The 14,962-nt window shown below is 71.4% G+C and carries 11 protein-coding genes and 1 tRNA gene; 4 read left to right on the forward strand and 8 right to left on the reverse strand.

Annotated elements, in window-relative coordinates; genetic code table 11:
- Positions 1–11: 11 nt before the first annotated feature.
- The 3 genes from OG408_RS34025 to OG408_RS34035 are packed head-to-tail and all read right to left on the reverse strand — an operon-like array spanning position 12 to position 5,081.
- Complete coding sequence (locus OG408_RS34025; protein ID WP_285564303.1) at positions 12–2,150, reverse strand: acetate--CoA ligase family protein; 2,139 nt, start codon at positions 2,148–2,150, stop codon at positions 12–14.
- Between the two features lie 2 nt (positions 2,151–2,152).
- Complete coding sequence (frc, locus tag OG408_RS34030; protein WP_266785243.1) at positions 2,153–3,382, reverse strand: formyl-CoA transferase; 1,230 nt, start codon at positions 3,380–3,382, stop codon at positions 2,153–2,155.
- Between the two features lie 16 nt (positions 3,383–3,398).
- On the reverse strand, positions 3,399–5,081 hold the full coding sequence (locus tag OG408_RS34035) for a thiamine pyrophosphate-binding protein (protein ID WP_266785245.1): 1,683 nt from the start codon (positions 5,079–5,081) through the stop codon (positions 3,399–3,401).
- Positions 5,082–5,247: 166 nt separating this feature from the next.
- Here OG408_RS34035 and sucC point away from each other — a divergent pair, with 166 nt between their 5' ends.
- The 3 genes from sucC (at position 5,248) to OG408_RS34050 (ending at position 9,022) form a co-directional block, all read left to right on the forward strand.
- Positions 5,248–6,381 (forward strand): ADP-forming succinate--CoA ligase subunit beta, encoded by a 1,134-nt coding sequence (gene sucC / locus OG408_RS34040; protein ID WP_326673579.1) that lies wholly within the window; start codon positions 5,248–5,250, stop codon positions 6,379–6,381.
- Between the two features lie 11 nt (positions 6,382–6,392).
- Positions 6,393–7,313, forward strand: coding sequence for a succinate--CoA ligase subunit alpha (sucD, locus tag OG408_RS34045; protein ID WP_326673580.1), 921 nt, complete (start codon positions 6,393–6,395; stop codon positions 7,311–7,313).
- A 140-nt stretch (positions 7,314–7,453) separates the two neighbouring features.
- Complete coding sequence (locus OG408_RS34050; RefSeq protein WP_326673581.1) at positions 7,454–9,022, forward strand: aldehyde dehydrogenase family protein; 1,569 nt, start codon at positions 7,454–7,456, stop codon at positions 9,020–9,022.
- Positions 9,023–9,272: 250 nt separating this feature from the next.
- Here OG408_RS34050 and OG408_RS34055 read toward each other — a convergent pair whose 3' ends face one another.
- Complete coding sequence (locus OG408_RS34055) at positions 9,273–10,580, reverse strand: DUF2254 domain-containing protein (protein WP_266785253.1); 1,308 nt, start codon at positions 10,578–10,580, stop codon at positions 9,273–9,275.
- A gap of 236 nt (positions 10,581–10,816) precedes the next feature.
- Between OG408_RS34055 and OG408_RS34060 the strand changes: the two genes are divergently transcribed.
- Positions 10,817–10,904: transfer RNA gene (locus tag OG408_RS34060), tRNA-Leu, on the forward strand.
- A gap of 67 nt (positions 10,905–10,971) precedes the next feature.
- On the opposite strand, the gene OG408_RS34065 is transcribed toward OG408_RS34060, so the two are convergent.
- The 4 genes from OG408_RS34065 to OG408_RS34080 form a co-directional block, all read right to left on the reverse strand.
- The gene (locus OG408_RS34065; protein WP_326673582.1) at positions 10,972–12,621 is read right to left on the reverse strand and encodes an FAD-dependent monooxygenase; all 1,650 of its coding nucleotides are present in this window, start codon (positions 12,619–12,621) and stop codon (positions 10,972–10,974) included.
- A 77-nt stretch (positions 12,622–12,698) separates the two neighbouring features.
- A complete protein-coding gene (gene sph / locus OG408_RS34070; RefSeq protein ID WP_326673583.1) occupies positions 12,699–13,682 on the reverse strand; it encodes a sphingomyelin phosphodiesterase in 984 nt (327 codons plus the stop codon).
- A gap of 167 nt (positions 13,683–13,849) precedes the next feature.
- The gene (locus OG408_RS34075; RefSeq protein WP_326673584.1) at positions 13,850–14,500 is read right to left on the reverse strand and encodes a class F sortase; all 651 of its coding nucleotides are present in this window, start codon (positions 14,498–14,500) and stop codon (positions 13,850–13,852) included.
- 93 nt (positions 14,501–14,593) lie between these two features.
- A complete protein-coding gene (locus OG408_RS34080; protein WP_266785261.1) occupies positions 14,594–14,944 on the reverse strand; it encodes a hypothetical protein in 351 nt (116 codons plus the stop codon).
- Positions 14,945–14,962 lie beyond the last annotated feature (18 nt).

The raw sequence follows: 14,962 nt of genomic DNA on the forward strand, positions 1-14,962 counted from the left end.
CCTGGGAAGGGTCAGGTCAGCAGCCCCGCGGCCCTTGCCCAGCGGTACTTCGCACCGAGCGCCGCGACCGGCTTCTCGGTGGTATAGGGGTAGGCGACGACGCCCCGCTCGAAGAGATACGCGCAGGCCTCCTCGACCTCGGTGTCACCGGCCAGCGACGCCACGACCGGCTTCTCGATCCCGCGGTCCCGGAACTCCTGGACCACCCGGGCCGTCAGCTCGGCGAAGACCATCGGCGGAGTGACGATCGTGTGCCAGTAGCCCAGGACCAGCGCGTGGATGCGCGGGTCCTCCATACCGAGCCGGATCGTCGCCTCGTACGTCGAAGGCGGCTCACCGCCCGTGATGTCGATCGGGTTGCCGGCCGCGCCGAACGGCGGGATGAACGCCTTGAACGCGGAGTCGAGATCCGGCGGGATCTCCATCAGCGACAGGCCGTTGTCCACGATCGCGTCCGACAGCAGCACACCCGAACCGCCCGCGCCGGTGATGATGACGACGTTGTCGCCCTTCGGCGCCGGCAGCACCGGCAGCGCCCGCGCGTACTCCAGCATCTCGTTGAGCCCCGGCGCCCGGATCACCCCCGCCTGACGCAGGATGTCGTCGTACACGGCGTCGTCGCCGGCCAGCGCACCGGTGTGTGAACCCGCGGCCTTCGCGCCCGCGCTCGTCCGCCCCGCCTTGAGCACCACGATCGGCTTCTTCGGTACGGTCGCCCGCGCCGCCTCCACGAACGCGCGCCCGTCCTTGAGGTCCTCCAGGTGCATGGCGATGCACTGGGTGTGCGGGTCCTCGCCGAACCAGGTCAGCAGATCGTCCTCGTCCAGGTCCGACTTGTTGCCGAGCCCGACGATCGCCGAGACACCGGTCTTCGTCGAACGGGCGAAGCCGAGGATCGCCATGCCGATGCCACCGGACTGGGAGGTCAGCGCCACCCCGCCCTTCACGTCGTACGGGGTGCAGAACGTGGCGCACAGGTCCTGCCACGTGGAGTAGTAGCCGTAGATGTTCGGCCCCAGCAGCCGCACCCCGTACCGCTCGCCGATCGCCACGATCTCGTCCTGCAGGGCCTGTTCACCGGTCTCGGCGAAGCCGGACGGGATGAGGACCGCGTTCGCGATGCCCTTGCGGCCCACTTCCTCCAGCGCCGACGCCACGAACTTGGCCGGGATCGCGAAGACCGCCACATCCACCTCACCGGGAACGTCCGTGACACTCTTGTACGCTTTGCGGCCCAGAATGTCATCGGCCCGCGGGTTCACCGGATGGATCTCCCCGGCGAAGCCGCCGTCGATGAGATTGCGCATCACCGAATTGCCGATCTTCCCGGCCTCGTTGGACGCCCCGATCACGGCGACCGAGCGCGGCTCCATCAGCCGGCGCATCGAGGCGAGGATCTCCTCCCGGCCGTACTTCCGGCGCTCCTTCACCGCCTCGGTGGACAGCAGGATCCGGATGTCGGCGGCGACGGCCCCCTCCGGGGAGGCGATCACCGGGTTCAGGTCGACCTCGGCGATCTCCGGGAAGTCCGCCACCAGTCGGGACACCCGCCGGATCTGCTCGGCCAGCGCCCACCGGTCCACCGGCGGGGCGCCGCGCACCCCGCGCAGGACCTCCGCCGCGCCGATCGAGTCGAGCATCGACAGGGCCTCGTCCGCGGTGACCGGAGCCAGCCGGAAGGTGATGTCCTTCAGCACCTCCACCAGCACGCCGCCCAGACCGAACGCGACGACCTTGCCGAACGTCGGGTCCGTCACCGCGCCGATGATGACCTCCTGCCCGGGCGGCACCAGTTGCTGCACCTGCACGCCGTCGATCCGCGCGTCAGGCGCGTACGCCCGCACGTTCCCGACGATGCGGCGGAACGCCTCCCGCACCTGCGCGGCGCCCTCCACCCCGACGACGACCCCGCCGGCGTCCGTCTTGTGCAGCACATCGGGCGAGACGATCTTCAGTACGACGGGCCCGCCGATCCGGTCCGCGTGGGCGACCGCCTCGTCGATGTCCCGGGCCAGCTCCTCGCCGGGCACCACGATCCCGTACGCGTCCGCCACGATCTTGCCCTCGGGCGCGGTGAGCGCCGTGCGCCCGGCCGCCCGGACGGATTCGAGCAGCTGCCTGACCTGTTCGCGATCCTGTGACTCGACCATGATCAGATGACTCCGCTCGTCTTCAGCAGCCGCAGTTCCTCGTCACCGAGGCCCAGTTCGCCGATGTACACCGCTTCGTTGTGCTGGCCGAGCAGCGGTGACGTCACCACGTCGACGGGGGAGTCGGACAGCTTCAGCGGACTGCCGACGGTGGTGAACGTGCCGCGCTCGGGGTGCTCGACCCGGACGACCATCTCGTTGGCGGCCAGCGACTCGTCCTCCATGATCTCCTTGGTGGACAGGATCGGACCGCACGGGATGTTGTGGCCGTTGAGCTGTTCCAGGACCTGCCACTTGGGGAGCGTGGACGACCACTCCTCGATGAGCTGGAACATCTTGCCGAGCTTGGGCAGCCGGGCCTCCGGCGTCGCCCACTCGGGGTCCTCCACCAGTTCGGGCCGCCCGATCAGCGAGGCGAGCGGCTGCCAGCCGACGGGCTGCACGATCACGTACACGTAGTCGTTGGGCCCGCCGGGGGCGCACTTCACCGCCCAGCCGGGCTGCCCGCCACCGCTGGCGTTGCCGCTGCGCGGCACCTCGTCGCCGAAGTCCTCGTTCGGATACTCGGCCAACGGGCCGTGTTCGAGACGCTGTTGATCGCGCAGCTTCACCCGGCACAGATTGAGGACGGCATGCTGCATGGCGACGTTGACGCGCTGCCCCCGGCCGGTGCTCTCGCGCTGGTACAGGGCGGCCAGGATGCCGGCGACGGCGTGGATCCCGGTCCCGGAGTCGCCGATCTGCGCACCGGTGGCCAGCGGCGGCCCGTCCTCGAACCCGGTGGTGGACATCGAGCCGCCCATCGCCTGGGCGACCACCTCGTACGCCTTGAAGGCGGTGTACGGGCCCTCACCGAATCCCTTGATGGAGGCGTACACGATGCGGGGGTTGATCTCCTGGATCCGCTCCCAGGTGAACCCCATGCGGTCGACTGCCCCCGGCCCGAAGTTCTCCACCATCACATCGCTGCGGCGGATGAGTTCGGTGAGGATCTCCTTGCCGCGTGCGCTCTTGGTGTTCAGCGTGATGCTCCGCTTGTTGCAGTTGAGCATCGTGAAGTAGAGGGAGTCGACATCGGGCAGGTCGCGCAGCTGCCTGCGGGTGATGTCGCCGCTCGGAGCCTCCAGCTTCACCACGTCCGCACCGAGCCAGCCGAGCAGCTGGGTGGCGGAGGGGCCGGACTGTACGTGCGTCATGTCGAGGACGCGCACGCCCTCAAGAGCCTTGGTCATGCCAACCGCTCCTCTGCTACTTGTACATGGTCTGGTTCATGGTTCCGGGGGCGTACGCGTCCGGGTCGACCCAGACGTTGATCAGGGACGGCAGCCCGGACTCGCGGGCCCGCCGCAGCGCCGGTCCGATGTCGGCGGGGTCGCGGACCTCTTCGCCGTAACCGCCCAGCATCTGGGCGAACTTGTCGTAGTGGACGTCCCCGAGGGTGTTGCCGACCCGCTGCCGCTCGTCGCCGTACTTGGCCTTCTGGCCGTAACGGATCTGGTTCATCGAGGAGTTGTTGCCGACGATGCCGACGAAGGGCAGGTCGTAGCGGACCAGCGTCTCGAAGTCCCACCCGGTGAGGGAGAACGCGCCGTCACCGAAGAGCGCCACGACCTCCTTGTCCGGCCGGGCCTGCTTGGCGGCCAGCACGAACGGCACCCCCACCCCGAGCGTGCCGAGCGGCCCCGGGTCCATCCAGTGCCCGGGCGACTTCGGCTGCACGACCTGACCTGAGAAGGTCACGATGTCGCCGCCGTCCCCGATGTAGATCGAGTCCTCGGTGAGGAACTCGTTGATCTCGCTGACCAGCCGGTACGGGTGGATCGGCGACGCGTCCGACCTCAGACTCGGCAACCTCTTCTCGATCGCGGTCTGTTCGGCGGCGCGCAGCTCCTCCAGCCAGGCCTTGCGCTTGACCGCGCCGCCGTTGAGCCGCCCGCTCGCGGCCTCGGTGACGGCCTTGAGGACCAGGCCCGCGTCACCGACGATCCCGAGGTCGACGTCCCGGTTCTTGCCGACCGTGCGGTAGTCGAGGTCGATCTGTACGACGGTGGCGTCGGGGGAGAGCCGCTTGCCGTAGCCCATCCGGAAGTCGAAGGGCGTCCCCACGATGATGATGAGGTCGGCGTTGGAGAAGGCGTAGCGGCGCGAGAGCTGGAAGTGGTGCGGATCGCCGGGCGGCAGGGTGCCGCGGCCCGCCCCGTTCATGTACGCCGGGACGTTCAGCGTCCGTACGAGTTCGGTCGCGGAGTCCGTCGCCCGGGTGGTCCACACCTGACTGCCCAGCAGGATCGCCGGCTTCTCCGCGTGGACCAGCAGATCGGCCAGCCTCTCGACGGCGGCGGGGTCACCGGGCGAGCGGGTCGAGGCCCGGTACTGCCCGGCCTGCGGCACCCGGGCCCTGGACACCGGCACCTTGGCGTCCAGCACGTCGCGCGGAATCTCCAGGAAGGACGGACCCGGCGCCCCGTGGTAGCACTCGCGGAACGCCATCGACACCATGTCGGCGGCGCGCGCGGTGTCCGGCACGGAGGCGGAGAACTTCGAGATCGGCGCCATCATCTCGACGTGCGGGAGGTCCTGGAGCGAGCCCATCTTGTGCTGGCTGTGCGCCCCCTGACCCCCGATCAGCAGCATCGGTGACTCGGCACGGAAGGCGTTCGCGACGCCCGTCACCGCGTCCGTCGTCCCCGGCCCCGCGGTGACGACGGCGCACCCGGGCTTGCCGGTGATCCGGGCGTAGCCGTCGGCGGCGTGGGCGGCGACCTGTTCATGGCGTACGTCGACGACCTCGATGCCCTCGTCGACGCAGCCGTCGTAGATGTCGATGATGTGGCCGCCGCAGAGGGTGTAGATGCGCTCCACCCCCTCGGCCTTCAACGCCTTCGCGACCAAGTGCCCACCGGAAATGAGGTCCTGGCTGTCCTCGGGCATGAAGATCCCTGTCCCTTCGTAGGGGAGTGCGGGGAGCCGGTCCGGTGCTCCCGCGGTACATTGCATACAGTCGACGAATACTGTATGAACCTTGTTATCCCGCATCCGGTGGGTGGTGTCCAGGGGGCGTGCGGCACTTTCACAATCGGCACGATCGGGAGTGGCTATGGATCTGTACGAGCACCAGGCACGGCAACTCTTCGCTGAACACGGCATAGCGGTACCGCGCGCCGAGGTCGTCGACAGCGCGGGCGCGGCGCAGGGGGCGGCCACTCGGCTCGGCGGCCGCGTCGTCGTCAAGGCCCAGGTCAAGACCGGTGGCCGGGGCAAGGCGGGCGGGGTGAAGACGGCCGCCGACCCCGCGGCGGCGGCTCTCACCGCACGCCGCATTCTCGGCATGGACATCAAGGGCCACCCGGTCCGCACGGTGATGCTCGCCGAACAGATGGACATCGAGGCCGAGTTCTACGTCGGCTACGTACTGGACCGGGCGGCCGGCACCTTCCTCGCCATCGCGTCCGCCGAGGGCGGGATGGAGATCGAGGAGGTGGCCGCGAACCACCCGGACGCGGTGGCCCGCATCCCGGTCGACCCGGTGGAAGGCGTGACGGACGACAAGGCGCGTGAGATCGCCGCGGCGGCCGGACTGCCACCGGAGACGGCCGGTGTCCTGGCACGGCTCTGGCAGGTCCTCAGCCGGGAGGACGCCCTCCTGGTCGAGGTCAACCCGCTCGTCCTGACCACCGACGGCCGGATCGTCGCGCTGGACGGCAAGGTGACACTCGACGACAACGCCCGCTTCCGTCAGCCCCGTTGGAGTGCCGGGGCCGATGACCCGCACGCCGACCCGCTGGAGGCCGAGGCGGCCGCGAAGGGGCTCAACTACGTCAAGCTCGACGGCGAGGTCGGGATCATCGGCAACGGCGCCGGACTCGTCATGTCCACCTTGGACGTCGTCGCCGGCTGCGGCGCACGGCCCGCCAACTTCCTGGACATCGGCGGCGGCGCCTCGTCCCGCGTCATGGCCGACGGACTCTCCGTCGTCCTCTCCGACCCGGACGTGGCCTCGGTCCTGGTCAACGTCTTCGGCGGGATCACCGCCTGCGACGCGGTGGCCGAGGGCATCGTCCAGGCACTGGAGACCGTACGCCTGACGAAACCGCTCGTCGTCCGCCTCGACGGCAACAACGCAGCCCGCGGCCGGGCGATCCTCGACGCACGGGCGCACCCGCTGGTCCAGCAGTCCACCACGATGGACGGCGCCGCGCTGAGCGCCGCCCGACTCGCCGACGCGGCATAGGGAGAGCGGACATGGCCATCTACCTCACCAAGGAGAGCAGGGTCCTCGTCCAGGGCATGACGGGCGCCGAGGGCATGAAACACACCCGCCGCATGCTCGCCGCCGGCACCCGGATCGTCGGCGGCGTCAACCCGCGCAAGGCGGGCCGGACCGTGGACGTCGACGGCACAACCGTCCCGGTCTTCGGCACGGTCCAGGAGGGCATGACGGCCACCGGCGCGGACGTCACGATCGTCTTCGTCCCGCCCCCCTTCGCCAAGTCGGCGGTCATCGAGGCGGTGGACGCGGGCATCGCCCTCGCGGTCGTCATCACCGAGGGCATCCCGGTCCACGACGCGGTCGCCTTCCACGCCCACGCCAGAGCCGGCTCCACCCGCGTCATCGGCCCCAACTGCCCTGGCGTGATCAGCCCGGGCCAGTCCAACGCGGGCATCATCCCGCCCGACATCGCCCCGGCCCCCGGCCGCATCGGCCTGGTCTCCAAATCGGGCACGCTCACCTACCAACTGATGCACGAACTCCGCGACATCGGCTTCACCTCGGCGGTCGGCATCGGCGGCGACCCGGTGATCGGCACCACGCACATCGACTGCCTCACGGCCTTCGAGGAGGACCCCGACACCGAACTGATCGTCCTCATCGGCGAGATAGGCGGCGACGCGGAGGAACGGGCCGCGGCCCACATCGCCCGCCACGTCACCAAGCCGGTGATCGCCTACATCGCGGGCTTCACGGCCCCCGAGGGCAGGACGATGGGGCACGCGGGCGCGATCGTCTCGGGCGCGTCGGGCACGGCGGCGGCGAAGAGGAGCGCGCTGGAGGCGGCGGGTGTGGCGGTCGGCTCGACCCCCACGGAGACGGCCGACCTGGCAAGGACCCGCCTGCTCCCGGGGGCGCTGCCCCCGGCCGAATCCAGCCCCGCCGGCGTTTGAGGCGCGGGGTCCGGGGCGGAGCCCCGGCTACGGGAAGGGGCGGGCAGGGGAAAAGGCCCGCCGCAGGCGCTCCCCACCCGCACCACCCCGCACCACCCGGCACCACCCCGCCCCGACTGTGCACCGAGAGCGGAGACCGAATGGCACCCAGCAACTCCACCGACCCCACCCCCACCCCCACCCTCAAACCCGGCACGGCCTGGCAAGACGCCTGGACCCGCTGCCTGGCCACCGCCCCCGAGGCCTTCCAGGACGACCGCGTCCTGAACCTCTGGGCCTCCACCTGGCAGCGCGACGGCCGCGTGCTCCCCGCCACCACCCCCGTGGACGGCACCCCCATCGCGGCCCCGCCCCGGCTCGACGCCCCCACCGCGACCCGTGCCGTCCGTGCCGCCCTCGACCAGCACCGCGCCTGGCGCCACCTCCCGCTCCCCGAGCGCAGCGCCCGCGTGGCAGCGACCCTCGACGCCCTGACCGAGCACCGCGAACTGCTGGCCCTCCTCCTCGTCTGGGAGATCGGCAAACCCTGGCGCCTCGCGCAGGCGGACGTGGACCGGGCCATCGACGGCGTGCGGTGGTACGTCGACCACATCGACCGGATGCTCGTCGACCGCACCCCGCTCCCCGGCCCGGTCTCCAACATCGCCAGCTGGAACTACCCCATGTCCGTGCTGGTCCACGCGATGCTCGTCCAGGCCCTGGCCGGCAACGCGGTGATCGCGAAGACCCCCACCGACGGCGGCGTGGCCTGCCTGACCCTGGCCTGCGCGCTCGCCGCCCGCGAGGGCGTCCCCCTCACCCTCGTCAGCGGCAGCGGGGGCGAACTCTCCGAGGCGCTGGTGCGGTCACCGGAGATCGGCTGCGTCTCCTTCGTCGGGGGCCGCGACACCGGAGCCCGTATCGCCACAGCGGTGGCCGACCTCGGCAAGCGGCACATCCTCGAACAGGAGGGGCTCAACACCTGGGGCATCTGGAACCACACGGACTGGGACGCGCTGACCGCCGTGATCCCGAAGCTCTTCGACTACGGGAAGCAGCGCTGCACCGCCTACCCCCGCTTCGTCGTGCAGCGCAGCGCGTTCGACGCGTTCCTGGCGGCCTACCTCCCCGCGGTCCGCTCGTTGCGCGTGGGCCATCCGCTCGCCGTGGCGGACCCGGCCGACCCCCTCCCGGCGCTGGACTTCGGCCCGCTGATCAACGCGGCCAAGGCCAAGGAACTGGCCGACCAGGTGGCGGAGGCGATCGACCGCGGCGCGATCCCGCTTCACCGCGCCGACGCGTCCACGTCCGACGGCCGCTTCCTCCCCGGGCAGGACACCTCCGCGTACCTCCACCCGGTCACGCTCCTCAACCCGCCCCCGTCCTCCCCGCTGCACCACGCGGAACCCTTCGGCCCGGTCGACACGATCGTCCTGGTCGACACGGAGGCGGAGCTGCTGGCCGCGATGAATGCGTCCAACGGGGCCCTGGTCGCCACCCTCTCGACCGACGACCCCGCGACGTACGACAGGCTGGCCCCGCAGATCCGCGCCTTCAAGGTCGGCCACGGCACACCCCGCTCCCGGGGCGACCGCGACGAGCTCTTCGGCGGCTTCGGGGCCTCCTGGCGCGGGGCGTTCGTCGGCGGGGAACTCCTGGTCCGGGCCGTGACCGACGGCCCGGCGGACGACCGCCTGCCGGGCAACTTCCCGGACCACCACCTGATCTAGGGCCTCTCGTTTGGATCATGCCGGGCTCGCGGGCCCCGGCACGCGCTCCCCCAAGCTCTCGACTTCGCTCGAGCAGGGAGGGGCCCCCTCCCGCGTTGTCGTCGGTCGCCCATGCTCCTTCCCCAAGCTCTCGGCTTCGCTCGAGCAGGGGAGACCCCATCCGACTCCCTCCTCCGCCTTGCAGCCGCACGCACCGGACCCCGCTCCCTGATCCGGCCTGATCCAAACGAAAGACCCTAGGCGGGGCCGCCTACCCGATCCCCTGCCGGTCGGGCAGCAGCGCGAACTCCCGCTCGGCGGCCTCCGGCATCGTGCGCTCCACCGCCTGTACCAGCAGCGCACGGTGCCGGAGCAGCGGACCCTGCCGCTCCGGCCCGGCCAGCAGCGCCAGGTCATCGATGCCGGCCAGCAGCCGCCGCGTCACCTGCGGGCTGTCGGTCGCGCACCGCCGGATCTCCTCGAACCCGAGATCCACGAGGTCCACCCATCCCGGCACGTCCTGAACGAGCCGCACCATCCCCTTGCGGTCCCGGTGGTGGACGGCGCCGAGGGGGAGCCCCGACACGGCCGCGAGGAACTGCACGATCCGGTCGAGGCACTGCACGGCGGTGGTCGGATCGCTCACCGCCGGCGACAGCGCCCGCAGCGCGATGTCCGACAGCTGCCGCAGCCCGAACGCCAGGTCCTGGTGGAGCGTGCGCTCGACCCCTACGGACACCGTGTACCGCAGCGCGCGCCGGGGCGGCGCTGCGGTACCGCCGTGCACTGCCAGCACGGGCGTGCCCGGCACGACGAAGTCCCCGAGCCGGGGGATCAGCCGCAGCACCACGCCCTGCTGCCGGGCAGCCCGGACCAGCCGCGCCACGTTCACGTCCCGCAGCACCCCGGCCCGCCCCTCGTGCAGGATCTGCCCGGTTTCCGGGGGAAGCGCCTCCTCGTGCGACCCGCCGACGGGCATCCGCCGCAGCACATGGAAGGAGTCCCGCGTGATCCGGTCGACGACGGGACCGACCTGCATCAACCGCAGCGTGGCGCTCACGTACGCGATGAAGAGCAGCAGGCTGAGCCCGACGAGCACGGCGGTCAGGATGCTCTGGAGAAACGGGACGGACACGACGCGGCGCGGATCGACCGTGCTCTCGTACGAGCTGAGGACCAGCAGCGAGAACACGAACGTCGCCAGGAAGACGGAGAGCGTGAGCTTGCTGATCCGGCTCCGCACGAAAATCCGCACCACCCGCGGCGTGAGTTGCCCGCTCGCCATCTGGACGGCCACCAGCGAAATGCTGAAGACCACACCGATGAAGGTCATCATCGCCGTGCTGATCGTGACGACGATCGTCTGCGTGTCCTCGGCGATCGAGACCAGGTCCTTGATCTCGTCGTACGCCTGCTCCTCCTGGAGGTAGGTCACGATCTGCTCGTCGAGTGCCGAGGCGATGAACCAGAGCGCGACGGCGCAGATCAGCGTCAGGGTCGGGGCGAACCAGAAGGTTTCGCGCAGGTGCTCGCGCAGGGGCGACAGCGCGCGGGGTGGCCGGTAGCCGCGATCACTCATGCCCGCGAACGTAACCCGGCCCGCCCGCGCACCGGCGGAACCCGCCACCGACCCTCCGGACGCACTGCACGTACGCAGCCGGCGACGCACCGTGCATGACCTGCGGGGCGCAGAACGCGCGAGGCGCCGCCGAAGCCGTCGGCACCGCACTGACCACCGGATATACAGGTGAGGGCGACCCCAAACCCCTGGTATTGTTTTCTTTGTCGCCGCGGGAGACCGGGGCCGACCACCTGGTCCGGGTGGCGGAATGGCAGACGCGCTAGCTTGAGGTGCTAGTGCCCTTTATCGGGCGTGGGGGTTCAAGTCCCCCCTCGGACACCACGAAGAGCCAGGGTATTCACTGAATACCCTGGCTCTTCTGTCGTACCCCGCCCCTTGCCCGGCCGGTTCATTCGGCCGCGGACAGGGACGCCAGGTATCCCGTCAGGGCCTCCCGGGTTGCTGACAACGGGAAGCGGGCGCCGAGCTGCCCGTCCGGGCGCACGACGAAGCCGGTCGGCCCGTCCGGCCGGTAGAGCCGGGCGAACTCGCCGGTGGCGTCGCGGTAGCCGGGGGTGTCCGCAGGAGCGTCGCGGCCCACCACGGTGACCGTGTGCAGCCCGCCCGGCACGGCCGCGTCGAACGCCCCGGCGTCGTCGACGCCCTTCTCCGCGTACCGCACCAGCACATGCCCCGTGAGCCCGCGCAGGACGTCGAGCAGTCGCAGCGGGTAGGCGGCCACCGGAGTGGTCAGCCCGGGGCAGTCAGGGGCCCGGTCGCCGGGCTGGGGTGCGTCGTCCGGCCCGTACGGGGCGCCGGCGAGCGGCCCGTCCCGGTACCCGACGAGCAGCTGGGCCTCGCGGAGCATCAGTGTCTCCATGTCGTCGGCGTCGCTCTCGATCCCCTTCGTGGCATGCCGGACGGTCCGGCCGACGACCTCCTCGCCGACCGGGCGGCGCTCGGCGTCGTAGCTGGTGAGGAGGGCGGGCCCGGCTTCCCCGCGGACGACGAGGGCGAGTTTCCAGGCCAGGTTGCAGGCGTCCTGGATGCCGGTGTTCATGCCCTGGGCGCCGGTCGGCGGGTGGATGTGCGCGGCGTCGCCCGCGACGAAGACCCGTCCGTCGCCGTAGCGCCCGACGATCCGGTGGCTGATCCGGAACACGGAGGACCAGCGCATCCGGGACAGGTTCGCCGGCCGCGGGGCCAGCCGGTCGACGACGGTCTGGATGTCGGAGAGCTCCGGGACGCGTCCGCCCTCCAGCCCGTGCACCACCTCGGCACCGTCCGACGGGCGGGTGGACAGGGCGGGCGGGACCAGCATGGACATCCGGTAGCGCCCGGCGCCCGGAAGCGGGATGCAGACCAGCAGATCGTCGATGGAGCCGTCGTCGGCGGTGTGAGAGGCGCGCACCCCGTATCCGTACGGCAGGTCCCAGTCCGCGACGACATCGGCCAGCATGTACTCCTCGCCGAACGCCCCGCCCTCGAAGGTGAGCCCGAGCCCCTTGCGCACGGTGCTGTGCGCGCCGTCGCAGCCCACCAGGAAGCGGGCCCTGACCTCCTCGGTGCCGCCGGTGGCCGTGCGCAGCCGGGCGGTCACGCCGCCCTCGTCCTGGACGAAGGACACCAGCTCGGTCCCGCGCTCGATGACGGTGCCGAGGCCCGCCACGTACTCCTCCAGGATGCGCTCGGTCTCGTACTGCGGAAGCGCGGCGAAGCCGTAGGGCACCTCGGGCGGGAGGACGAGCTCGATCCGCGCCACCTCGCTGCCGTTGACGTGGATCAGCTGGCCCCGCATCGGGGCGGCCGCCTCCAGCACGGTACGGGCCAGGCCCATCCGGTCCCAGATCTCCAGGGTGCGCGGCTGGATGCCGACGGCCTTGGCGTACGGGAGCCGCTCCGGCAGCCGGTCGACGAGCCGGCACGGGACTCCGCGCCGGCGGAGTTCGGCGGCCGCGCTCAGCCCGACGGGCCCGGCGCCCGCGATCAGTACGTCAGTGGTGTGCTCGCGTGCCACGGATGCCTCCCGCGCCTTGCCCCCGGCCGGTCCCTCCTCCATGGTCGCCCGATGCGGTACGGGCGGCGAGCCGGAGGAGCGGTGGCCGGGGTGCGCGGCGGGCGGGGCCGGCTGTTCTGCTACTTCGCCGAGGCGACGACCGGATAGTGGTCGGAGAGGTTCGTGTACGTGTAGTCCGTGCCCCAACTCGACACGGTCCAGGGCGCGCTGTCCTCCTTGACCACCTCGTTCGTCCAGCCCGTGGGCTTCGCGTGGCCCGTGCGGTGCAGGACGAAGTCGAGGTCCTCGCGGGGGTCGTCGGGGTAGCGGTCGGCAGCGATCGAGTTGTCCCGGGTGTCGAAGGAGTAGGTGTGGCCGGTGCGGGTGTCCGCCCCGGTCAGGCCGGCGTTCGTGAGCAGCGCGGCGTACTCGGCGGAGTGTGAGTCGACGTTGAGGTCGCCGGCCACGATGACCTGCTCGGACGCCGGGATGTTCTTGGCGTCGAGGAACGCGTCGATCTGCCGGAACTGCCGGGCACGTATGTCCGCGGCCTCGCCCGCCCCGCACCCCGGGTCGGTCGACTGGGTGTGGGTGCCGACGATGTGCACCCGGGCCCCGCCGACGTTCAGTTCGGCATAGGCGAAGCCCTTGTTGGACCACCAGTCGCTGCCGCAGGCGTCCTTGTAGATGTGCTGCTCCTGCCGGACGATCGGCCACTTGCTGAGGACGGTCACGCCACCGTCCTCCGGTGTCGTGGCGGAGTAGGCCCCGCCGGTGGCGTCCCATCCGCTCCTGCTCCGGCCGACGACCGGTGTGTGGAACGGGTACTGGTCCGAGGCGGCGGCCGTCAGCGCGTCCGACGAGGCGTTGTCGAAGGCCTCCTGGAGCACGACGACGTCATTGCCGCGGAAGAAGCCCGCCCGCGGGATCTCCGCGGCCCGGTGGGCCTGCCCCCAGTTCGGGTACAGGGCCGTGCTCATCAGGAACGTGTTGTACGTGAGCACCCGCAGGGACGGGGTGGCACCGGCGGCCGAGGCGGGCGGTGTGCCGACGGCCAGGGTGACGGCGGCGAGCGCGGCGGACAGGGTGACACCGGAGATGCGGCGAAGGGCGGAGTGCGGCACTGGGGCTCCTGGTTCTGCTGCTGCAGTTGGGGGGTGGTCGCGTCCTGGCCCCATGAAAGCAGGGGGAGTTACCCATGGGTAGACGGCGGGTGCCGGGAGCCCGGCGCGCCGCCGTCCATCGGGTGCGGCCGTCGCCCGTGCCGACCGTGGCTGCCGTCCCGCCGCCGTCACTTCCTCTTCGCGTAGACGATGAGGTTGTCGACGGGGTGCCCCTGGGCGTCGAACGCGCCGTCGCAGGTGATCAGCCGCAGGGCCCGGTCGTCGGTGGGGCCGTAGACCCGCCCGGTGGGGAAGGCCTTCTTGTCGGCCGTCTCGCGGCCGGTGACCGTGAAGTGGATCTCGGTGCCCGCGTCGTCGCGGACGGCGATGTCCGCGCCCTTGGTGATGTTCTTGAGGTCGTGGAAGACGGCCCGGCCGAAGCGGGTGTCGTTGTGGCCGATGAGTACGGCGGGGCCCGGTTCGCCGGGGACGGCGCCGCCGGTGTACCAGCCGGCCGTCATGCCCTTCTCGGCGGGCGGCACTTCGACCGTGCCGTCGGCGTTGAGACCGAGCCGCATGACGGCGCTGTCCACTCCGAGCGAGGGGATGGAGACGTGGACCGGTGGCCGGGCGGAGGACTTCGGGGTCTTCGGCGGAGTGACGGTGGTGCCGGTGTCCGGGGTGCTGATGGTGCTGGGCCGGTGGGCAGCATCCGCCGGGGCCTTGGATGTCGAGGTGTCCGCGCAGCCGGTGAGTGCGGCGAGCGCGGTGAGCGTGAGGCAGGCGTACAGCGGAAGTGCGGTGCGACGGCGCCGCAGGGGCTGGGAGGTACGGGGCATGGGTGCGGGCTCCAGAAGGGATCGTACGACGGCAGTGGCGCCGCCCGAGGTGAAGGGCGGCGCCACTGCGGGCAGTTCGGCTACCGGACGGGGTCAGCCGTTGCGGCGGCCGGTGTGGCGGCGGCGCAGCACGACCGTTCCGGCGCCCGCGACCAGCAGTGCGGCCACGGCGGAACCCGTGAGGGCGGCGGTGTTGTCGTCCGACGAACCGGTCGGCTCCTCACCCGCGGCCACGCCCCCGCGCGGCACCGCGGACGGAGTGGCGGCGGAGGGTGCCCGGGTGACGGCGGGGGAGGGCTCGTCGCTCGGCGCGGCGGGCGCCGCCGAGGGGGCGGTCGTGGGCTTGGGCGAGGAGTCGGCGAAGGCCGCGGTGGCGGGTACGCAGACAGCGCCGACCGCGACAGCGGTGAGGACGGCGGTACGCAAGGACGTACGCAGGGACATGAAGACGGCTCCGTTCCA

It is taken from the genome of Streptomyces sp. NBC_01257, from assembly GCF_035917255.1.
Classification (GTDB): Bacteria; Actinomycetota; Actinomycetes; order Streptomycetales; family Streptomycetaceae; genus Streptomyces.

Excerpts from the sequence above, each read along its gene's own strand:
- OG408_RS34065 (WP_326673582.1), bottom strand. The coding sequence starts at position 12,621 with ATGGAGGAGGGACCGGCCGGGGGCAAGGCGCGGGAGGCATCCGTGGCA.
- OG408_RS34080 (WP_266785261.1), bottom strand. The coding sequence starts at position 14,944 with ATGTCCCTGCGTACGTCCTTGCGTACCGCCGTCCTCACCGCTGTCGCG.
- OG408_RS34075 (WP_326673584.1), bottom strand. The coding sequence starts at position 14,500 with ATGCCCCGTACCTCCCAGCCCCTGCGGCGCCGTCGCACCGCACTTCCG.
- OG408_RS34055 (WP_266785253.1), bottom strand. The coding sequence starts at position 10,580 with ATGAGTGATCGCGGCTACCGGCCACCCCGCGCGCTGTCGCCCCTGCGC.
- OG408_RS34025 (WP_285564303.1), bottom strand. The coding sequence starts at position 2,150 with ATGGTCGAGTCACAGGATCGCGAACAGGTCAGGCAGCTGCTCGAATCC.
- sucD (WP_326673580.1), top strand. The coding sequence starts at position 6,393 with ATGGCCATCTACCTCACCAAGGAGAGCAGGGTCCTCGTCCAGGGCATG.
- frc (WP_266785243.1), bottom strand. The coding sequence starts at position 3,382 with ATGACCAAGGCTCTTGAGGGCGTGCGCGTCCTCGACATGACGCACGTA.
- OG408_RS34050 (WP_326673581.1), top strand. The coding sequence starts at position 7,454 with ATGGCACCCAGCAACTCCACCGACCCCACCCCCACCCCCACCCTCAAA.
- OG408_RS34035 (WP_266785245.1), bottom strand. The coding sequence starts at position 5,081 with ATGCCCGAGGACAGCCAGGACCTCATTTCCGGTGGGCACTTGGTCGCG.
- sucC (WP_326673579.1), top strand. The coding sequence starts at position 5,248 with ATGGATCTGTACGAGCACCAGGCACGGCAACTCTTCGCTGAACACGGC.